The organism is Micromonospora sp. NPDC003197, assembly GCF_053590565.1.
Genome location: NZ_JBSFTE010000018.1, coordinates 1 through 21285 on the forward strand (window position 1 = coordinate 1; position 21285 = coordinate 21285).

The following is a 21285-nucleotide window of genomic DNA, read 5'->3' on the forward strand; positions in this document are numbered from 1 at the left end:
GGACTCTCGACAAGCCCTATTTTCCCTGATCAGAAGGCACTTCTTCGTTTCCGGTCCACTCCTTGGACAGCCCTTAACGAAGGGCCGAGGTTAACTTGCGGTCGGAAAGGTCTATGCCGGATTGCGGGAGGTGGTGACCGGTTTTAACCTTTTGATCCATGGCTCATGCCGGAGCTGCTGCTGTGGTCCGGTGTGAAGTCGGCCGGCACGGACGATTCTCACAAAGCCCGCCGCAGGTCATCGCGCGAATGGTGATGTCGGCAGTTGGGGCAGCGGAGGGGCTTGGTTCGTCGAATCGATCATTTCGATCTGCCATCGCACGATGATGGGTGCGACGAGCCGGCCAAGGTGCCAGCTGAGGAACCCCGTGGCGATGAGGAGTGACAGGAACGCCAAACTGAATGTCCATTGCCGCAGAAGTAGCCGGCGATTGACGGGAGCGCTGGGCGGCAACCCGTCCTTGAGCGCCGTCCACTGAGGCCAGCTCACAGCCACGACAGCACCTCCTGCCCGACGGTAGCGGCCGACTCGGCGATAGCGGTGTCGGTGACACCGACCGCCTCGTACCTGACGTAGACGAGATAGGTGCCAAGACAGGCGGTGAGGTGAATGATCCGGCCTGTGCCGGGGTCACCCGCGAAAAAGTAGACAGCGGCGTCGCCGAGTGGAATGCGGTATGTGGTGCGGTTGAGGGGTGTCAACAGTGCGGTGTCACGCTTGATGCACTGCGGGCCTTGGCCGTCGTGCCGGCCGTAGCGAACCAAAGCGACCCACAGCGAGGCTCGTACGCCATTCACAGTGGACGTGCTCTCCGCTGAGCAGGTGTTCGAGCGGGTACCGGGGCGGCTTCCCTCCTCGCCCTTGGCATGCAGCGGCCCGCGTTGAGGCACGAAAAGGTCGAACAGTTCAGGTCGGATGAGCTGACACACCGGGCGTGGTGAAGGTGGGTCAACGGTCGCACTCTCCCAGGCCAGCCTCAGGCCGATCACGCCGGCCTGCAGGATGCAGATGGTCAGCGCCGTGAGCTGAATCGCTTTTCTAGAACTCACCCCGCCAGTGTGGCCGAGCTAGGCAAGGACGAAATCTGTCCAGAAAGCAACCGCCCAGGACAGCGGCGGACGAGTGTGTGCCGGCCGTCTCGCGTCATGCTCGGCCAAGGTTCGGATAACCCTACTGTCGCGGCGGTTCACCTGCTGGCACCACACGACGGTTTTGTCTGGAATACTGCCTACAGTCCACCTTGTACAGTGGTGGAAACGCTGATCGGGTCGGCGCCTACCCTCCGGGTACTGGGGCCAGATCCAGGGGCTGGTCAGCTGAAGGACGTCCTCTCATATTCTCCCCGCGTGGAAGTACATGGAGTGCATGGAAAACGAGATCCATGGAAGGTGGGAGAAAAGTAAAAGTAGGGAGAAAAGGGTCTGAAGCCGTGCAGGGCACCGAGTGGGTCGAACGGACTGTAGTGGGCTGCCGGCCTCTAGGTAGTTCTGTGCGAGTTCGTGTCGCAAACTCGAATGGCAGGTACGGATTAATGCATACAGTAGAACGAACAGAAGCTCACATCGAGGATGCGGGCAACATCCTGGTCGCGCCATCGGAGTTGCAAGGTAATGGCTTGGCCAGTGACTTCTGTGGGCCGGTAATCACTCTGGACGACCTTTCTTCTGGTTCGCTCGACCTTGCTCAGAAAACCGTCTATCTGTGCGGCGACATATCTAGCATCAGCGGCCACAAGCTCGATACGGCTGAACGGGTATTCGTTATCCGGGAGTTCTCGCACGGCTACAACGAGGATGATGGCAAGCCTTGGCCCCTCGTAGGCCTCGGCCAAGTCCCCATCCGCGTACCCGGTGTCGGCGTGTACTACCGGCGCTTTTTCGACCCCAGTTCCGATTATTTCAACCGGATCTGTGCAGAGCACTCGTTCCAGTCCCTCACAGAGTCCACCAAGCCTGGGACGGCCCATCGCACCGGAATTTATCTGACCCCCGTCACGCGGGACAGCGGCGAACTACATTTCCGCCTGCTCCGGTGTTCCACCAACCTCTCGGGACCGACCGAGAACTTTCGCGCGACCGACACGGGTATCGTCGATGCCCTGAACCGCGAGGCCGCCTTTGTATTTCGAAACCAAGCGTCGCTGAATCACGTCCTTGCGCAGATCTACCACAACACCCCCACCACCGCTGAGCGCAAGCAGTCCAAGGCCAAGATCTCGGCCCACGCCGACAAGACCAAGGACATGCCCGTCAACGGCATCATGGCCTTCTGCACCTTCTATGGTCAACTCGATAAGCTGCGCCCCTTGACCGAAGACGCCTTCGATTACGGTTTAAATGGTGTCAGCGGTCTGACCAAGCTCCGTTTTCGTCTCAAGGAGCCAGCCGAAAAACGCGCCGGGCACCAGTTCCCTTCGCAGTTCACTCTGACTCTGTATCCCAACTCCGTGTTTTTCATGCCGCTGTCCACTAACCGCCTCTACACGCACGAGATACGGCCCTCGACGTTGGACGCCGAGCTGCTCCCGACGCGCTTGGGGTACGTGGTTCGCTGTTCGAGCGCCGAAGCTGTTCACAAGAACGGCCACACGTTCCTCAAGGCAGATGGAGATCCGGTGCAGCTGGAACCACCCACACCCGAGGGCATGAACGAGCTGCGCAAGTTGTACGCCGAGGAGAACAAGAGTCAAGCCTTTATTGACTATGGCGACAAGTTTCTCTTCAGTATGAACACAGGAGACTACATTGCCCCCCAAATATGAAATCTCGGATGAGATTCGCTCGTACGCTCTGCTCGCTGAGGGAAATCTTTTTGAGGAGCTGTTCGCATCGGCTCGATTTGAAGATGTGGGAAAAGGTAGGCAGGGGGCTGTGCTTGTCAAGGCTGACGAGGCGAGTGGCATTCCTCTCGTACGTACCACCACTCGATACGGTACTCCGGCGCAACGTTTCCGGGCGGTGCACGAGCGGCTGGCGCAGCAGATTAAAGAACGTATGGCGCTTCCTGCTGGCTTCAACAACGCTCTTATCGAGAGCTATGCGAATTCTTATGCGACTATGGGTAGCCATTCCGACCAGGCGCTCGATCTCGCGGATGAGTCGTTTGTTGCTGTCTTCTCCTGCTACGAACGTCCCGAGCTGGTGAACCCGCCGAGGAAGCTGATCGTCGAATCGAAGGAGAGTGGTGGCAATAAGTTCGAGATCCCATTGGTACACAATAGTGTCGTCGTGTTCTCTGTTGATGTTAATCGGCGACTTAGGCACAAGATCGTATTGGATGCATCTGCTCGAACAACCGAGAATCGGTGGCTGGGTATCACCTTTCGAACGTCAAAGACCTTTGTGCGATTCAGTGACGGACATGCATACTTCCCGGATGGTAGGCGCCTTACGCTGGCCGACGACGAACAGAGGCGCGAGTTCTACCAACTGCGGCGCCGTGAGAACAATGAGACGGACTTCACCTATCCTCTGCTGACGTACACCATCAGCGAGAGCGATCTGATGCCGCCCGAACCTATTGAGGATTAGCCTCTGGCGTCAGATCGGCTTGTTCGTGTGCATCCTTGCCGAGAAATCACAGGGTCGCGGCGGCACATCACTCCTCGGGCAGCTTGTGCATGGTGCTCAGCGGAGAGAAGACGACCCAGAACACCCCGAGCAGGGCACCGAGGCTGGCGATCCAGAGAGCGGAACGTACCCCGATCACAGTGCCGAGTACCCCGCCGATCAGGGCACCGACCGGCCGGATGCCGTAGTTGACGGTGCGTTTGAAACCGGAGACCACGGCGAGCATCGTCTCCGGCGTAGCCGCGATTTGCACCGATCCGGCCGCGATGTCGAGGACCATGACGCCCAGCGCGGAGACGAACTCGGCGGCGAACAGCAATGCGAGCACCAGTGGCCGTGGTTCCCCAGCCAGCGGCACAATGCGCCGACCCGGTCTGTCTTGACCCGAAACGCATTCGGCGGAGCCAGCAGGTGCGGCTTACCGCCGGGCCTGGCCTGAGGTGACCAGGATCGGCATCAGTCAGCTACGGAGATTCTGCCAGCATTCCCCTGCCGGGTAGCCGCTTGATGGTCGAACCGGAACCATCCGGAAGGCTTGCCCTTCTAGTCACTGAGTCCCAACGCTGGAACTGGCATCCATGGAGGTAACGGTGAGAACACCCAGCCCCTTGGCCGTGCTGGTGCCGCTGTTCGCGGTCGTAGTCGGGTGCGGGCAAGCCCCGCCGGTAGCAGCACCCGCACCCGTCTTCAGCACACCTGACCCGAACCGGTCGGATTGGCCGAACCAGTCAACGCTCAACAACCATGCCCAGATCGTGCAGAAACTCGGTGAACGGAAGTACCGGGACGTGTTCGCCGGAGTTGAGATCGACTTGTACGGTGATCGAATCATCGTGTACCGACTCCCCAACCCAGCCTTTGACCGGGCAGTCCAAGCGGTGATCTCCGGTCGGGTGACACTCCGGGATGCGCAATACAGCGAGGCTCAGCTCTACGCCTGGCAGGCAACCCTCCACAGCGACTACACCTACTGGCAGCGCAGGGACATCCCGCTGCACACAATCGGGAGACGGCCCGGCGGCACTTGCGTCGAGGTCGGTGTCGAAGATCCGGACCGCCACGGCACCGTCCTCAGGGACCACTATCCGAACATCCCGCTCTGCGTGGCGCACTCCATGGGGATGGATCTGTTGAACGAACCTTCACCATGAGCCGTCCTGGCTTCTGCGGGGGCCCCACTGCGGGTTCTCGCAAGCCAGCCGCAGCACCCCAACCGCATGCCACAACGCAAGGACCTCGACCTCGCCACCCGACGGTCTTTTCCGTCAGGACAGCAGCCCCGTAACGCCGACCGGCTGAGCCACAGTCACTGCACCGACCAGCCACCGTCGGACGGCAGTACGGCCCCGTTGATGTTCACGCCGTCGTCGCTGAGCAGGAACGTGATCGACGCGGCGAGATGTTCGGCCGTGGCGATCGGTGGGATCTGTTGGAGGAAAGGACCGGTGCGACGCTGGCCAAACTGCGACGCGTGGGCGCTCTGCGCCATGCCGGTGGCGACACCGCCGGGTGCGACGGCGTTGACCCGGATCCCCTGTGACCCGTACATGAAGGCGGTGTTGCGCGTGATGCCCAGGACGGCGTGTTTGGACGCGGTGTACGCAACCCCGGCGGCGTTGCCGCGCAGTGCGGCCTCGGAGGCGACGTTGACGATCGAGCCACGGCCGGCGGCCAGCATCACCGGAACCACTGCACGGGTGAGTCGAAACATCCCATCGACGTTGACTGCGAAGACCCGCTGCCACATGGCGTCGGTGACCTCATGGATCGGTGAGAAGTCGTCCACGACCCCGGCGATGTTGGCCAGGCCGTCGACTCGGTCGCCGGCCGCGACGACGATCCGCTCGACGTCTGCCGGCTTCGTGATGTCCGCGGCCACCGCCACCACAGCTTCATCGCCGAATTCGGCGACGAGCTCGGTAAGCCGGTCACCGGTGATGTCGACGGCCACCACTCGCCCGCCCTCACGGGCGATGCGCGATGTAGTGGCCCGGCCGATGCCGGAGGCGGCGCCGGTCACGACGATGGTCCGGCCATCGAAACGGCCGGGTACGATCCGCTCGCGCCATCGACCGTCGCCCTCCTCCACGACGTCCGGCATGGTGCCGCCGTTGACCCGCACCACCAGCGCGTCGATCGCGCTCTGCGGCATCTTGCCCTGGCTGAGCGCGACCAGCTGCTGCAGTGGCAGCTGACGTACGGGGGCAAGCACGCTTTCCTCGAATCCGCTCTGGCCGAGCAACTCGCGCAGGACCGGGCCGCCCTCCGGGTGCTCCAGCCATTCACCAATTGTGTTGCTGCCGGTCAGTGGCTTCGGCGCGTTGGCCATCTCATGTTCCCTTCCCGAGGGCGGATATGACCGGTTGTCGTAACGGTGGGCCTGTGCCGGTGGCGGTTCTGATAGTAGCTGTAAATGCGTTTGGGGGAGCCAGAAGATAGCGCAACAGTGCGTCAACGAGCACAGTGGTTCAGCCGATGGTGCCGAGTGTCAGTCCGAGTAGTGCGGCGAGCCGTACGTAACCTATTCCCGTTCCAATACCGTTGCCGACCAGCTGTGCTCTGGTAACCGCGAGAACCCCGCATTGGAATACCTGCAGGTGATCGATGGTGATACCGGATGGGGCTGCCCGTCCCCGTCAAGGAACCAGCCGCCATGAAGCCCCAGAGCGAGAGGAACGAGAAAGCATGACGACCACGGGCTTGTCGACCTGCGGTGGTCGGTCAAGCAGCTTGTGGCCGTGGTCGTTCGGGTGACCCAGTCATCTGCGTTGAGCTGGTCTTTTGCGAGGCGTGTTCGTACTTGTTGATCGGTACGCCGAGTGCGGGCCGTTGTTTGGTCCGCTGTCGTTGCGGTTGCAGCAGCCGCGAACTGCGCGGATGAGATGGGCGGATGAGATGCGCGGCACCGGCAACGCTCCTTGCCACCTTCAACATATAGCGGACTGGGGGACTTGCGGCAAGACCCCAGTCATACCGCAGAATCGTCGGCCGAGGTCGCAAACTGCGGAAATGTGCTTTCGATGTTTCGTCATTGGCCGACCGGTCGACTCGCCAGAGGAAGGCAACGCGATGGGTACATGCACAACAAGAGCTTCGACAGAGGGCGAGACGCCGGTGATTCGACCGGCTGCTGCGGTGCAACGACGCTCGGCTGTCCCGGAGGTGTCGCAGTGATCGAGCGGTATGTATTGGGCCTGCAAGAGGTTGACCAGACGCAGGTGGCGGTCGCCGGCGGCAAGGGCGCGCACCTGGGCGGGCTGTCGCGGATCGAAGGTGTCCACGTGCCGGCTGGCTTCTGCGTGACGACGGACGCCTTCCGGCGGATCATGGCGGAAGCGTCGTCGATCAACGATCAGCTCGATCAGTTGTCGTGCCTTGAGTTCGACGACGGAGAGGCGATCCGCAGGCTCAGCGCGCAGATCCGCCAGACCATCGAAGGGATCACCATCCCTGCCGATCTCGCGACGGCGATCACCGGCGCTTTGGCCGAGCTCGGCGAACAGGCCGCGTACGCTGTCCGATCCAGCGCGACGGCAGAGGACCTGCCGACGGCCTCTTTCGCGGGCCAGCAGGATACCTACCTGAACGTCGTGGGTCCGTCCGCGATCCTCCGGCACGTCAGCCGGTGCTGGGCCTCGCTCTTCACCGAGCGAGCCGTGATCTACCGCCAGCGCAACGGTATCGACCATCGCAAGGTCCACATGGCTGTGGTCGTACAGCAGATGGCCTTCTCCCAGGCGGCTGGCATCCTCTTCACGGCCGACCCGGTCACGTCAAACCGGAGGGTCGCCTCCGTGGAAGCCGGCTTCGGCCTCGGCGAGGCCCTGGTCTCCGGCCTGGTGAATGCGGACGTGTTCAAGGTGCGTGACGGCGAGATCGTCGCCAAGGCGATCGTCGCCAAGCAGCGTGCGGTGTACGCCTCGCCAGCTGGTGGGACGCAGGTAATGACGATCGACCCGCAACGGCAGGAGCAGCCTGCGCTGACGGACGCGCAGGTCGTGCGGCTCGTGCAGCTCGGCCGGCGGATCGAGGCGCACTTCGAGCACCCTCAGGACATCGAATGGTGTCTGGTCGACGATGACTTCCAGATCGTCCAGAGTCGGCCGATCACCACGCTGTTCCCCATCCCCGCGGCCGGCGACGCGGACAACCACGTCTACGTCTCCGTCGGTCATCAGCAGATGATGACCGACCCCATGAAGCCCCTGGGGCTCTCCCTGTGGCTGCTGACGACCCCCGCGCCGATGTCCGAGGCCGCCGGGAGGCTGTTCGTCGACGTCACCCGGGGGCTGGCGTCGCCGGCGAGCCGTGCGGGTCTTTTGGAGGGCCTGGGAAAATCCGATCCACTGATCGGGGACGCGTTGCGGACCATCATCGACCGCGGCGACTTCGTCCCCTCGCTGCCGGACCAGGGGACCGGTGTGCCGCCGACCGGCGACACGACGACCCCCACCATCGAGACTGATCCGGCCATCGTCGCCCAGCTGGTCGCGCGCACCGAGAACTCCATCGCCGCCTTGAACCATGACATCCGGACGAAGTCCGGACCGGCGCTTCTCGATTTCATCCTGGCGGATATCCAGGAGCTGAAGCGGCTGCTCTTCGATCCGCAGGGCACTCAGGTCATCATGGCGGGAATGGCGGCCACCTCGTGGCTCAACGATCAACTACAGGCGTGGCTGGGCGAGAAGAACGTGGCCGACACGCTCATCCAGTCCGTCCCTCACAACGTCACGTCGGAGATGGGGCTGGCGCTGCTGGATGTCGCGGACGCGATCCGCCCGCACCCGGATCTGGTGGCGTTCCTGCAACGGGTGGATGACGACGGCTTCCTGGACGAGATGGAGGAAGTCGCGGGCGGCCGGGAAGCGCGTAGGGCCATCGAGGCCTGGCTCGACAAGTACGGCATGCGTTGTGTCGGCGAGATCGATGTCAGCCGGCCGCGGTGGAGCGAACACCCTGCCACGCTCGTGCCCATGATCCTTGGCAACGTCAAGAACTTCGAGCCGGGGGCCAGCGAGCGGCGCTTCGAGCAAGGCCGGCAGGAGGCGTGGAAGAAGGAACAGGAACTGCTGGAGCGCCTGCGTGCCTTGCCGGACGGAGAGCGGAAGGCCGAAGAGACCAAGCGTATGGTCGATCGAGCCCGGAATCTTGTCGGGTACCGGGAGTACCCGAAGTACGGCATGGTCAGCCGCTACTTCATCTACAAGCAGGCTTTGCTGGTAGAGGCCGAACGCCTCGTGGAAGCCCAGGTGATCCGCGCCAAGGAAGACATCTTCTACCTCAGGTTTCAGGAGCTCCAGGATGTCCTGCGCACGCACCACGTCGATGATCAGCTCATCCGCCGACGTAAGGCTGAGTTCAGGTCGTATCAGGCGCTCACGCCGCCACGGGTGCTCACATCGGATGGCGAGGTCGTCGCCGGGGCGTACCGACGCGACGACGTGCCAGCCGGGGCGCTGATCGGCCTACCGGTTTCAGCCGGGACCGTCGAAGGGCGGGGCCGCGTCATCCTGGACGTGACGCAGGCCGATCTCGAACCGGGCGACATCCTCGTCACGACCTACACGGACCCCAGTTGGACGCCCCTGTTCGTCGCCATCGCAGGACTGGTGACGGAGGTCGGCGGATTGATGACGCACGGCGCGGTGATAGCACGGGAGTACGGCTTGCCGGCCGTCGTCGGTGTCGTGGACGCCACCCGGCTGATCCGCGATGGTCAGCGGATTCGCGTGCACGGAACCCTCGGGTACGTCGAGATCCTGCCCTGACCGCCGGCGGACTCCGCGCCGCTCGAGCTGAGGGTCGTACTCGGAAATGAAGCCTGGGTAGTACCACCTGGCTGCGGCTTCTGTGCACAAGATGCTAACTTGTGTAAACCGAAGTCAGCTGGTGGTGAGGTGCATACCTACCCGCTCTGTTCCCGGTGCCTTCCGGAGGCGCTGTTGCTTGCTGTACCTGAGTACCGCTGAAAGGACACATGCATGAGTACGACCTACGCAGCCGACAAGGTCGAAACGCAGTACGTCACCACTGGCAGCGCCACGTACGCGTACCGCAGGTTGGGTCCAGCCGGGGGAGTTCCGCTGGTCATGGTGCTGCGCTTCCGCGGCACCATGGACTACTGGGATCCGGCGCTGTTGGACGTGCTGGCCGCCGAGCGCGATGTCATCGTCTTCGACAACCGAGGCCTCGGCCGTTCCTCCGGGACGCCGGCCAGCTCTGTGGACGGTCTGGCGGACGGCGTCATCGACTTCCTCGACGCGCTCGACCTCGTTGAGGTCGACCTGCTGGGCTGGTCTCTTGGCGGGTACGTCTCCCAGGGCGTCGCGTTGCAGCAGCCGAAGCTGGTCCGGCGCCTCGTCATCGCCGGGAGTGCGCCCGGCGGCGCTGTGCCGGACATGCCTCGGATGAGTCCCCAGACATGGCAGATCGCCACCAAGCCCGAAAACGTGGATGAGGACCTCCTCTATCTGTTCTTTCCTGACGACGAATCCGGCCGGCGGGCCGGGCTGGAATCGCTACGCCGCCTGGATGTCCGGCTGGCTGAGTCTGGAACAAGCCTGAGCCCGCAGGCACTCGCCGCGCAGATGCAGGCCGCAGCCACCTTCGGCGGGTACTGGCACCGCATTGAGGAACTCACGCAGCCCGTCCTGATCGCCAACGGTGCGCACGACGTGATGATCGACGCCTGGGGGAGTTGGGCGATGTCGCAGAAACTGCCTGACACGAAGCTTGTGATCTATGGTGACGCTGGGCATGGCTTCCTGTTCCAGCACGCCGAGGATTTTGGCCGAGAAGTGCTGGCATTCCTGCGCTGACAACCCGAATCGGCGAACCCGGCGCGACTTGCCGATGCCGAGCCCTGGGCTGGACCGACAGGCAGATCTCGACGTGCGCCAGGCAGGTACATTCGACCGATGAAAGACCTGCTGGGGGATCGGGACGCCTGGTCGATGGAGAACTGTTCGATCGTGCGGGCGTTCGAGATCATTGGCACGCGCTCGGCGATGCTCGTGCTTCGTGAGGCATTCTTCGGCGCCCGCCGATTCGATGAATTCGCGCGTCGCGTGGGCGTCGGCGAACCTGCGGTCGCCGCACGACTGAAGGAACTCACCGCAGTCGGCGTACTGGACCGTGTGCCCTATCAGGAACCCGGCCAACGAACGAGGTACGAATACCAGCTGACCAAGAAAGGCCGGGACCTGCTTCCGGTGATCATCGCCTTGCGGGAGTGGGGCGACACTTGGGCGGCCGACGCCGATGGACCACCCGTACGATCGGTCCACCGAGGCTGCGGAGCAGAAGTCCGTCCGCGACTATCGTGCGGCAAGGGCCACGAAGTCGCGCCGGAAGAACTCGAAGTCCAGGCAGGTCCCGGCCTGATCAGCGCATAGCGGGCGCACAGCGTGGTGAAACCGTTCGCTGCGGGGTTGGCGGGGCGGTGCGGACATCTCGTATCGGTCAGCGGTGCCATGCTGCCCACAGGCGGGCGTAGGTGCCGCCCTGAGCGATGAGTTCGTCGGGGGTGCCAAGCTCGACGATCCGCCCGTGGTCCATGACGGCTATCCGATCACAGGCCTGGGCCTGGGTCAGTCGGTGTGCCACCACGATGGCCGTACGTCCGTGCAGCAGCGCCGCGCTGGCGCGTTCGAGCTGTCGCGCTCCCGCACTACCCGCTTCGGCGGTCGCCTCGTCGAGAATGACGACCGGTGGGTCGACCAGCGCAATCCGGGCCAGTGCCAGTTGTTGAGCCTGCCCTGCGGTGAGCGGGTGTTCGCCGTCACCGACCCGGGTACGCAGCCCGTCAGGCAGGGCGGCGACCCACTGGTCGGCACCGACGAGTTCCAGGGCAGTGTGCAGGTCCTCGTCGGACGCGTCCGGGGCGGCCAACCGAAGGTCGTCGGCGAGCGTGCCGGCGAAGACGTGCACCTCCTGGGTGACGACCCCGACCAGTCGCCGTAGCTCGTTCGGCGCCAACTCGTCGATCGGCCGGTCGCCCAGTCGTACCTGGCCACTGCTGGCGGGGAAGACGCCGCCGATGATGGCCGCGAGGGTCGTCTTGCCGGCTCCACTCTCGCCGACGATGGCCAGGGACTGCCCGGGTGCGACCTCGACCGACACGTCGTGCAGCACGACCGGCCCGTCGAGGTAGTGGTGCCGTACAGCGGTGGCGACGACGCCGACCGAGCGCCGCTGTACGGATGGATCTGCTGTCCCCGCCATCGGCACCGGGAGGTTGGCGATGCCGACGAGCCGGGCGAGCGCGGCCCCGGCGGACTGGATGTCGTTGAACGTGATCAGTAGCAGCCCGAGCGGGCCGAAGAGGCGGTGGAAGAGCAGGGCAGCGGCGGTGACGTCGCCCACGGTGCTGACGTCACCGCGTACCAGCAGGAAGCCGGCGAGGAGCACCGCGGCGAGCCCGAGCGCCTCGGCGTAGTTCATCATGTTGGCGAACCAGAGGAACCCGCGTACCGCTCCCAGTTGAGCGTCGACCGCGCCCCGGGAGGCGCGTTCGACCCGCAGGCTCTGCCGGTCCTCCATGCCGTACGCGTGGACCGTCCGGGTGCCGCCGAAGGTGGTGAGCAGGCTCTGGGACTGGACTGCGACGGCGCGTCGTTCGGCGGCGTAGCGGCGCTGTGCCTGTGGCAGGAACCGGCGCAGGCTGATGACGTACACCGGGAAGACGATCAGGAACGCGAGCGCGATGCGCCAGTCGAGGGTCGCGAAGCCGGCGAAGGTGATGACGACGGTGACCAGGGCGGCGAAGACGTCGGCGGCGGGCCGGGCCATGGCGGTGACCTGCTCGACGTCGTTGGTGACCCGGGAGGCGACGTCGCCCACTCCGGCGGCCTCCAGCCGGGCGGCGTCCATCCGGAGGGCGTTGCCGAGCACCTCCTCGCGAAGGTCGGCACAGGCACGCGTGATCCATTCGGCGACGAGCCAGCGGGCCGCTCCGACGAGCAGCGCGGCGGCGAGGCCGCAGGCGAGGACCCAGGCTGCCACGGTGAGCAGCGATCCGAGGGTGCCGCCGGCGGCGACCAGGTCGACCAGCCGGCCGAGCAGGATCGGTACGGCGGCTCCCGCCGCGCTCGCTCCGGTCGCGGCCAGGATCGACGTCGAGGCGAGTACGGGGTAGCGCCGTAGCTTCCGGCCGAAAATCGTGGCGGTGGCCCGTCCGGTTGCCACGGGCAGGAGGGTGGCGGCTGCCTTGCTCAACGGAGTACCACTTCGGCGTAGGCGGGATCTTCGAGTAGTTCTCGGTGCCGTCCAATGCCCGCGATCCGGCTGTCGTGCAGGAACACGACGCGGTCGCAGCGGGCCAGTAGCGGGGCGCTGGTGGTGACCAGGACGGTGGTGCGGGTGTCGCCGGCCCGGTGGGTGCGTAGGCCCTCGGCGATGCTGTGTTCGGTGACCGCGTCGACGGCGGTCGTCGGATCGCGTAGGACCGTCACGGGCCGGTCGGCGAGCAGCGCTCGGGCCAGGGCGACCCGCTGTCGTTGGCCGCCGGAGAGGTTGAGGCCGTGGTCGAGCAGTTCACGGTCGAGCCCGCCACCGTCGTCCCCGTGTAGTTCACCTATGGCCGCGGCCACCATCGCCGTGCCCATGGCGGATTCGTCCTGGCCGTCGTCGGTGTGTAGTGCCTCGCGCAGGGTGGACCCGAACAGGTCGACCGTGTGCGGCGCGACGAGCACGACCCGTCGCAGCGAGGCCACGTCGAGCTCGGACATGGAGGTCCCGGCCAGTGTCACCTCGCCACGTTCGGGCCGGCGGGTGCCGGCGAGCAGTTCGCTGACGGCATCGGCGGCGGCGATCTCGGTGGTGACGATGCCGAGCAACTCGCCAGGTTCGATGGTGAGGTCGACGTCGGCGAGGCCCGGCGCGTGGACCTGGTCGAGGCGGATCGCTCCCGGGAGGGCGGTCTGGCTGCCGGAGGTGCTGCCTTCGGCAGCGGCGAGGATCTCGGCGACCCGCTTGGCACTGGCCCGGGAGGTGGCCATCTGGAAGACGCAGTCGGCGAGGTTGAGGACCGGATCGGTGAGGAAGGTGGCCAGCCCGACGACCATGATGAGTTCACCGATCGTGATCCGCTCCTGTAGTGCGAACCAACCGGAGAGGGCGGCTACGACGGCGATCAGCAGGCTCGCGGTGAAACTCGACGCGCTGACGAAGGTGGCCCCGGCCCGGACCGCGCCGATGTTGGCCCGCAGCGAGATGCGGCTGGCGGTGTGGTAGCGGCGGCTGGCTTCGTCGACCCCGCCGAACCCGCGTAGCGGCCGGAGCCCGGTGAGCAGGTCCGACGCTGTCGCAGCGGCCTGGCCGAGGGCCTGTTGCTGCCTGGCGGTACGACGTTCGACCAGTGGGCCGAGCGCATTGAGCCCGAGGATGAGCACCGGAATGCCGACCACCAGCCCCAGGCCGAGCGACCAGTCGATGCGAAGTAGTACGGCGGTCGACACGACGAGTCCGACGAGCGCGGCGACGACGCGGCTGCCCAGTTCGAGCAGTTCGGCGGCGGCACGGGTGTCCGATGTGGAAATCGAGAGCAACTCGCCGGACTGTCGGTTGGTTCTGATTCCCCGCCCGGTGACGACTCGCCGGACGACCTGCATCCGTAGTAGGTGTGACTCCTCCAGGAGCGCCTTGGAGAGGAACCAGTAACCCGTCCGCCACCCCATCGTGAGCGCGGTGAAGAGGCCGAAGAGGCCCAGGAGCGACCAGGTCATCGCCCAGCCGGAGCCGGTGCTGACGGCATGGTCGATGACCAGGCCGATCGCCACGGGTACGAGCGCCTCGCACACCTGGTGCAGCGACCAGAAGGCGGCACCCAGGGCAGTGTGGCGGCGCTGGCGGTGCACCATCGCGCGGATCAGTTGACGGGTGGGCGACTGGTGCGCGACGCCCACGCCCTTGTCCGGGGTCACCAGCGGTGTGCGACCGGGCTCGTTGCCGACGTACCGGTCTGTGGCTTGTGCCATCCCCACCCGCTTCCAAAATTAGGGGAGGCTAACCTATCGTCTCGTGAGGTGTCGTCCGACGGCGGGAGCCGGTTCGACGATTCCGTGGCCCGATTCCCGACCGGTGGCACCTTGACAACGGCACTCGCACTTAGGTTAGCCTAACCTCCGTGGAGGGTAGGAATAGTCAAGGTGATGGCCTTCAGGGTGTCGATCTGCATCTCGGTTACCACGGCGCCACTGTGGTGCGAGAGGCCGCGATCACGTTGCGCGCTGGGGCGGTCACGGCACTGATCGGGCCGAACGGCAGCGGCAAGTCGACGTTGCTGCGCGGACTGGCCCGGCTACACCCGATCGATCGAGGTGAGGTCCTACTCGCCGACGGCACCCCGGCGCGTGCCTTGTCCGCCCGGGAGTTCGCCCGCCGAGTCACCCTGCTCGCCCAGAGTCGTCCCACCCCGAGCGGGGTCACGGTGCGGGACGTGGTGGGGTACGGACGGCACCCCTACCGGGGACGGTGGCGAGCCGACGACCCCGATGGGCCGGCCGTCATCGACCGGGCCATGACCGTCACCGGCGTCACCGCCATGGCGAATCGGTCCGTCGGCGAACTCTCCGGTGGCGAGTTGCAGCGAGTCTGGCTGGCCACCTGCCTGGCCCAGGACACCGCCGTACTGCTTCTCGACGAGCCGACCACCTTCCTCGACCTGCGCTACCAGGTGGAGATCCTCGACCTGATGCGGGAACTTGCCGACAACGACGGCATCGCCGTCGGAGTCGTCCTGCACGACCTCAACCAGGCCGCCGCCGTCGCCGACGAGGTGGTGCTCCTGTCCGCTGGGCGGGTACGGGCCGCTGGCCGGCCTGCCGACGTGTTCACCGAGGACGTTCTCACCGAGACGTACGGAATCCGCATCGAGGTGACCGTAGACCCGGTGACCGGGCTGCTCTCTACCCGCCCCATCGGGCGGCACACGGCCCGGGCCCTCGCCTGACCCCTCAACCATTGACGAACAGAGAAGAAACCATGAAGCGTATCCGTGCGACCGCCCTGGTCGCTGCCGCCGCAGCGCTGCTGCTCAGCGCCTGCGGCACCACCGAGACCCCGGATGCTGGCGACGCCAACTCGGCGTCCCCGTCCGGCGGCCCGGTCACCGTCACCGACGCCCGCGGCAAGGTCATCTCCCTGAAGGCCCCCGCCACCAAGGTCGTCGGCCTGGAGTGGGGCGAGATCGAGATGCTGGTCAGCCTCGGCGTCATGCCGGTTGGCGCCGCCGACCCGAAGGGGTACGCCACCTGGGTCACCGCCGCTCCGCTCGACCCGAGTGTCAAGGACGTCGGCACCCGGGGTGAGCCAAGCGTCGACTCGATCGTCGCCCTCCAGCCGGACCTGGTGGTGATGGCGGACCCACGGGACACCGGGCTGGTCACCCAGTTGGAGAAGTACGTCCCGGTGCTGGTCACCAAGAGCAGCGACGCCACCGACAACATCGGCCGGATGCGCAACGACCTCAACATGATCGCCGCCGCGACCGGCAAGACCGCCGAAGCCCAGAAGCTCCTCGCCGACTTCGACACCGCCATCGCCGATGGCAAGAAGAAGATCGCTGACGCCGGTGCCGCTGGTCACCAGTTCGCCATCGCCGATGGCTGGATGCAGGGCAGCACCGTCTCGATCCGGATGTTCGGTCAGGGGTCGCTGCCCTCCCAGTTCGGCATCGCACTCGGCCTGAAGAACGCCTGGACCGGTGAGACCGACGCGGCGTGGGGGCTGGGACAGACCGACGTCGAAGGACTGACCGTCCTCAAGAGCCAGGATCTGCACTTCTTCTACAACGCCTCGGACGGAACCGACGTCTTCGCCGACGGGCTGGCGAGCAACGCGATCTGGAAGTCCCTGCCGTTCGTTCAGCAGAACAAGCTGCACAAGATGCCCAATGGCATCTGGACCTTCGGCGGACCCCTCTCCGGCAAGCAGTACATCGACCAGTTCGTAAAGGTCTACGCGGGTTGAGCCAGCTGAGCACCTCCGCTCGGGTGGGGTCGGCTACCGAGCCGGCCCCACCCGCGCCGCTGTCCCGTCCCCGGGTCGTCGGCACCTTCGTCCTTACCGCCGTGCTGCTCGTGGTGATCGCCCTGGTGCACCTCACCCAGGGCACCTCCTCGGTCGGAGCCCTCGACCTGCTGCGCCTGGCCACCGGCACCGACGACGAGGCCGCCCGGGTACTGGTCGCCGCCCGCATCCCCCGGCTGTTGACCGGGTTGGCCGTCGGTATCGCCCTGGGCTTCGCCGGAGCCGCACTCCAGTCGCTGGCCCGCAACCCACTCGCCGCACCGGACACGCTCGCGATCAACGCGGGCGCACATCTGGCCATCGTCGCCGTGGCGGCATTCGGGATCACGCTGCCGGTGCTCACCTCCGGGGCGCTCGCCTTCTTCGGCGGGCTGCTCGCGGCGGCTCTGGTCATGGCGCTCTCCGCCGGTGGCCAGGCCGCGACGACCCGGCTGATCCTCGCCGGATCGGCCACCGCGCTGGCCCTCAGCTCGCTGACCATGCTGCTGATGCTCCTGTACGAGCAGTCCACCATCGGTCTCTTCGCCTGGGGCAACGGCTCACTCGTGCAGGGCGACCTGAACGCCTTCACCCAACTCGCCCCGGTCATCGGCATTGCCGCGGTACTCCTCGTGGCGCTCGGGCATCGGCTGGACATTCTCGCCCTCGGCGACGACACCGCCACCGTGCTCGGGCTGGACGTCCGTCGTACCCGGCTCATCGTGACCCTCCTGGCCGTCCTGCTCGCGTCCGCCGCAGTGACCCTGGTCGGGCCGATCGCGTTCGTCGGCCTCTGCGCACCGGTGATCGTCCGGCTGCTCGGCCGGGTGCTGCCCAGCGTGCACCGGCACCGCATCCTCCTGCCGATGTCCGGACTCGTCGGGGTGGCCATCGTGCTCGGCTCCGACGTCCTGCTCCGCGCCGTGCTCGGCGCCCAGGCCGGCGTGGAGGTGCCGACCGGTGTGGTCACCAGCCTGTTCGGTGCGGCACTGATGGTGTGGCTGGCTCGCCGCCACCGGGACGCCGGGCCGACCCGGCAGCCCCCGGGCGGACACGCCGCCATCCGATCCCGGAGCTTCCGCCTCGTCGTGGTCACCGTCTGTGCGGTGGTTGCCGTCGGGGGCGTGGTACTCGGCATGCTCGCCGGGGACACCTGGGTCCTCTTTGGTGACATCGTCAACTGGGTCCAGGGGCGCACCGGTCCGGCGTACACCTTCGTGTTGGACCAGCGATGGCCCCGGGTCGCGGCAGCCCTGCTGGCCGGCGCGGCGCTCGCGGTGGCCGGCACCATCGTGCAGGCGGTCTGTCGCAACCCGCTGGCCGAACCGGGCATCCTCGGCATCACCGCCGGGGCCGGAATCGGAGCGGTCTCCCTGCTCACCTTCGTCCCGCTCGCCGGGGTGCTGGCCATCTCCGGTGCCGCTGGGCTCGGTGCGCTCGTGGCCTTCGCCCTGGTCTACGGGCTGGCCCGGTCCGGGGGACTGAGCTCCGACCGGCTGGTGCTCATCGGCTTCGCGGTGTGGCAGGGCGGTACGGCGATCATCACCTTCATCATCGTCACCTCCGACCCGTGGAACACCGGCAAGGCCCTGACCTGGCTCTCCGGCTCCACCTACGGTCGTACGGCGCCGCAGGTGATTCCGGTGGCGATCGCCCTGCTGCTCAGCATCCCGGCGGTGATCGCGCTCCGCCGTGAACTCGACCTGCTCTCCCTGGACGACGACACCCCCCGGGTGCTCGGGATCCGGCTGGAACGTACCCGGCTACTCGCCCTGGGCGCGGCGGCCCTGCTCACCTCGACCGCCGTCTCCGCCGTTGGCGTGATCGGCTTCGTCGGCCTGGTCGCGCCGCACGCCGCGCGGGCCCTCGTAGGGGGCCGACACGGCCGGGTGTTGCCGGTCGCGATCCTGCTCGGGGCGGCACTGGTCAGCCTCGCCGACACCCTCGGCCGGACGGTCATCGCTCCGGCCCAGATCCCCGCCGGTCTGGTCACCGCCATGATCGGTACGCCGTACTTCGTCTGGCTGCTGTGGCGCTCGCGCAATACCGCGACCGGACCCCGATGAGAACCCATCCGCCCGTACGGCATCCGGGCCGACGGTCGACGTCCAGTGAGGAGTGGCAGTCATGACCAGCACCCTGCCCGTTGCGCCATGGCGTGTCTTCAGTGCCGAGGTACGCGCACTGCGTCAGCTCAGCCCCTCCTTCCTGCGGGTGACCTTCACCGGGCCGGACCTGGACCGGTTCGCCGACAAGGGGTACGACCAGCGGATCAAACTGGCCCTGCCGCTGGACGGGGAGAGCGTGGTCGAACTGCCCGACGGCCCCAACTGGTACCAGCAGTGGCGGGAGCTTCCCGATGACCGGCGGTTCCCGGTCCGCACGTACACCGTTCGGGCGGTCCGCCAGCACCAGCAGGAGGTGGACATCGACCTGGTCCTGCACGGTGACGGCGGCCCGGCGACCCGGTGGGCCCGCCGAGCCCGGCTGGGCGACCGGCTCGGCCTGGTCGGCCCCGACGCCGGCTACCCGGGGGTGCACGGCGGGCTCGAGTTCCAGCCGCCGCAGGGCAGCACCCTGCTGCTCGCGGGGGACGAGACCGCCGCCCCGGCCATCTGCGCCATCCTGGAGCGGCTGCCGGTGGAGACCCGGGGTCACGCGGTGATCGAGGTCCCCCATCCGGACGACGAGTTGCCGGTCACCGCCCCGCCGGGGATGACCGTGACCTGGCTGCCCCGGATTGCCGACCAGTACGGCAGCCGCCTCACCCCGGCCGTGACCGCGCTCGCCGCCGGGATGCTGCCGGGCGGGACTCCGCCCACTGCCCAGGTGCTGCCGACCGGTCACGTCGATCTCACGCCGGCCCAGGTCGTCGAGTCCGACTCGTTGCCGGACGTGGACGTGGATCAGGAGGTCCTCTGGGAGGTACCCACCTCGTCGGCCGACACGGCGCTCTACGCCTGGCTGGCCGGAGAGGCGGGCGTCATCCGTGGGCTGCGCCGGCATCTGGTCGGTGACCGGGGCCTCGACCGCAGTGCGGTGGCGTTCATGGGCTACTGGCGGTTGGGCCGGTCCGAGGGTTGAACCCCGGGGGCGGTTCAGCCCTTCAACGGGTACGGGATGAAGGTGCTGCGGTTCTCGTCCAGGTCGAGTTGCCGGCTGATCGGCGGGGCGGCCCGCTGTGGGCAGGTCATCCGGTCGCAGGTCTTGCAGCCGGGGCCGATGGGCGTGGCGGCCTCGACCGCGTGCAGGTCCATTCCGGCGGAGTAGACCAGTCGGCTGGCATGCCGGGTCTCGCAGCCCAGCCCGATTGCGTAGACCTTGCCGGGCTGGCCGTAGCCGCCGTGGTGGCGGGTGATCGTACGGGCGATCCACAGGTAGCGCTGCCCGTCCGGCATGGCCGCGACCTGGGTGACCACCCGACCCGGTGCGCTGAACGCCTCATAGACGTTCCATAGTGGGCAGGTTCCGCCGGTGCGGGAGAAGGGGAATCCCGTGGCCGACTGCCGCTTCGACATGTTGCCGGCCCGGTCGACCCGGACGAAGGAGAACGGCACCCCACGGGCCCGGGGCCGTTGCAGCGTGCTGAGCCGGTGGCAGACCGTCTCCCAGCCGATGGCGAAGTGCTGGGTGAGCAGTTCGATGTCGTACCGCCGGGCTTCGGCGGCGGTCAGGAACTGCTCGTACGGCAGGATGAGCGCCGCCGCGAAGTAGTTCGCCAGGCCGACCCGGGTGAGGATCTGGGTCTGGATGTCGTCGAACTGCTCCTCTTCGAGGATTTCGTCGATGACGTCGGCGTATTCCAGCAGCGCGATCTGCGCTGCCATCCGCATCGCCTCCTGCCCGGGGCGCAGCGAGGTGGACAGGTGCAGGGTGTGGGTCTGTGGCCGGTAGCGGTGCAGTTCGCCGCTGAGCGCGCCGGTGAGCGAACCGCTGAGCGCGCCGGCGTCGTCCCGGGAGATCCGTACCCCGTGCCGCTGGGCCAACCGGTCCTGTATTGCGGCGCGGACCTCGCCTCGGCGCAGCCCGATTCGCGCGGCCAGCCCTTCGGCGGCCTCGTCCAGGTCCGGTACGTAGTTCTGCCGTCGGTAGAAGAACTCGGTCACCTGGTCGTGCGGGCTGCGGCCGACGGTGTCCCGGTCGCCGACCAGTTCGGCGAGCTGCTCGTCCACCTGCTGGTAGCGGCGATGCAGGTCGATGACGGCTTCCGCGATCTCGGGCAGCCGGGTGGCGAGTTCGGTGAGGTCGGCGAGGCTGGTCCGGCTGGTGAGCGCTTCGCGTAGCCCGGCGACCAGCCGGGGGGTGTCGTGCGGCGCGAAGACGGTCGGGTCGACGCCGAACAGTTCGGTGATGCGCATGAGCACCGCGACGGTCAGCGGGCGGGTGTCGTGCTCGATCTGGTTGAGGTAGCTCGGTGAGATGCTCAGGTGTCGGGCCAGGTCCGCCTGGCTGAGTGCCCGGTCCTCGCGCATCCGGCGGAGCCGGGCACCGGCGAAGGTCTTGGCGATCGCCCTCACCTCCACGTCCTGTCGGCCGGAGCCGACCCGGTTAACAGTCCTGTGAATCTACCTCTTCGCAACTTCGCAAAATGGCATGGGGAATTTTCAATACTTGGCTTCTTCCGTCCCTCGACCGGTCTGCCAGGTTCATGTGACCGTGAGCGACACACGGGCGGACCGGCACCGATCCCACCGAACGGCGGAGG

The 21285-nt window shown here is 66.5% G+C and carries 15 protein-coding genes and 1 pseudogene; 10 read left to right on the plus strand and 6 right to left on the minus strand.

What is annotated here, in order from left to right:
* Positions 1 to 485 precede the first annotated feature (485 nt).
* Entirely contained in the window at positions 486 to 1049 is a 564-nt protein-coding gene (locus ACWDV4_RS20125) for a hypothetical protein (protein WP_449981013.1), read from the minus strand.
* Between the two features lie 482 nt (positions 1050 to 1531).
* On the opposite strand from ACWDV4_RS20125, the gene ACWDV4_RS20130 reads away from it, so the two are divergent.
* Positions 1532 to 2761 carry a hypothetical protein gene (locus ACWDV4_RS20130; protein WP_449981015.1) on the plus strand — a complete coding sequence of 410 codons (1230 nt, stop codon included), beginning with the start codon at positions 1532 to 1534 and terminating at the stop codon, positions 2759 to 2761.
* Positions 2745 to 3530 carry a hypothetical protein gene (locus ACWDV4_RS20135; protein WP_449981017.1) on the plus strand — a complete coding sequence of 262 codons (786 nt, stop codon included), beginning with the start codon at positions 2745 to 2747 and terminating at the stop codon, positions 3528 to 3530. The genes ACWDV4_RS20130 and ACWDV4_RS20135 overlap by 17 nt, the downstream gene beginning before the upstream one ends.
* Positions 3531 to 3597: 67 nt before the next feature.
* Here ACWDV4_RS20135 and ACWDV4_RS20140 read toward each other — a convergent pair.
* Positions 3598 to 3930: pseudogene (locus tag ACWDV4_RS20140) on the minus strand (MFS transporter); the annotation flags it as partial.
* Positions 3931 to 4159: 229 nt separating this feature from the next.
* Between ACWDV4_RS20140 and ACWDV4_RS20145 the strand changes: the two are divergent.
* Positions 4160 to 4720 carry a hypothetical protein gene (locus tag ACWDV4_RS20145; protein ID WP_449981019.1) on the plus strand — a complete coding sequence of 187 codons (561 nt, stop codon included), beginning with the start codon at positions 4160 to 4162 and terminating at the stop codon, positions 4718 to 4720.
* A 155-nt stretch (positions 4721 to 4875) separates the two neighbouring features.
* Here the strand turns inward: ACWDV4_RS20145 and ACWDV4_RS20150 are convergent, their stop codons facing one another.
* Complete coding sequence (locus tag ACWDV4_RS20150) at positions 4876 to 5898, minus strand: SDR family NAD(P)-dependent oxidoreductase (RefSeq protein ID WP_449981021.1); 1023 nt, start codon at positions 5896 to 5898, stop codon at positions 4876 to 4878.
* An 841-nt stretch (positions 5899 to 6739) separates the two neighbouring features.
* Here ACWDV4_RS20150 and rph point away from each other — a divergent pair.
* The 3 genes from rph to ACWDV4_RS20165 all read left to right on the plus strand — a co-directional run bounded on the left by rph (position 6740) and on the right by ACWDV4_RS20165 (position 10966).
* Positions 6740 to 9340, plus strand: a complete 2601-nt coding sequence (gene rph / locus ACWDV4_RS20155) for a rifamycin-inactivating phosphotransferase (RefSeq protein WP_449981023.1) — start codon at positions 6740 to 6742, stop codon at positions 9338 to 9340.
* Positions 9341 to 9661: 321 nt separating this feature from the next.
* Entirely contained in the window at positions 9662 to 10390 is a 729-nt protein-coding gene (locus ACWDV4_RS20160; RefSeq protein ID WP_449981025.1) for an alpha/beta fold hydrolase, read from the plus strand.
* A gap of 99 nt (positions 10391 to 10489) precedes the next feature.
* Entirely contained in the window at positions 10490 to 10966 is a 477-nt protein-coding gene (locus tag ACWDV4_RS20165; RefSeq protein WP_449981027.1) for a winged helix-turn-helix transcriptional regulator, read from the plus strand.
* A gap of 67 nt (positions 10967 to 11033) precedes the next feature.
* Here ACWDV4_RS20165 and ACWDV4_RS20170 read toward each other — a convergent pair whose 3' ends face one another.
* Both ACWDV4_RS20170 and ACWDV4_RS20175 read right to left on the minus strand, forming a co-directional pair.
* The gene (locus ACWDV4_RS20170) at positions 11034 to 12758 is read right to left on the minus strand and encodes an ABC transporter ATP-binding protein (protein WP_449981029.1); all 1725 of its coding nucleotides are present in this window, start codon (positions 12756 to 12758) and stop codon (positions 11034 to 11036) included.
* Between the two features lie 26 nt (positions 12759 to 12784).
* Positions 12785 to 14548 (minus strand): ABC transporter ATP-binding protein, encoded by a 1764-nt coding sequence (locus tag ACWDV4_RS20175; protein ID WP_449981031.1) that lies wholly within the window; start codon positions 14546 to 14548, stop codon positions 12785 to 12787.
* Between the two features lie 149 nt (positions 14549 to 14697).
* Between ACWDV4_RS20175 and ACWDV4_RS20180 the strand changes: the two genes are divergently transcribed.
* The 4 genes from ACWDV4_RS20180 (at position 14698) to ACWDV4_RS20195 (ending at position 19664) form a co-directional block, all read left to right on the plus strand.
* Positions 14698 to 15522, plus strand: coding sequence for an ABC transporter ATP-binding protein (locus ACWDV4_RS20180; RefSeq protein ID WP_449981033.1), 825 nt, complete (start codon positions 14698 to 14700; stop codon positions 15520 to 15522).
* A 32-nt stretch (positions 15523 to 15554) separates the two neighbouring features.
* Positions 15555 to 16541, plus strand: coding sequence for an ABC transporter substrate-binding protein (locus tag ACWDV4_RS20185; protein ID WP_449981034.1), 987 nt, complete (start codon positions 15555 to 15557; stop codon positions 16539 to 16541).
* Positions 16538 to 18646: an iron ABC transporter permease gene (locus ACWDV4_RS20190; RefSeq protein WP_449981035.1), complete on the plus strand. Its 2109-nt coding sequence runs from the start codon at positions 16538 to 16540 to the stop codon at positions 18644 to 18646. The genes ACWDV4_RS20185 and ACWDV4_RS20190 overlap by 4 nt, the downstream gene beginning before the upstream one ends.
* 61 nt (positions 18647 to 18707) lie before the next feature.
* A complete protein-coding gene (locus ACWDV4_RS20195) occupies positions 18708 to 19664 on the plus strand; it encodes a siderophore-interacting protein (RefSeq protein WP_449981036.1) in 957 nt (318 codons plus the stop codon).
* Positions 19665 to 19678: 14 nt separating this feature from the next.
* Here the strand turns inward: ACWDV4_RS20195 and ACWDV4_RS20200 are convergent, their stop codons facing one another.
* Positions 19679 to 21097, minus strand: a complete 1419-nt coding sequence (locus ACWDV4_RS20200; protein ID WP_449981038.1) for a short-chain fatty acyl-CoA regulator family protein — start codon at positions 21095 to 21097, stop codon at positions 19679 to 19681.
* Between the last annotated feature and the right edge of the window lie 188 nt (positions 21098 to 21285).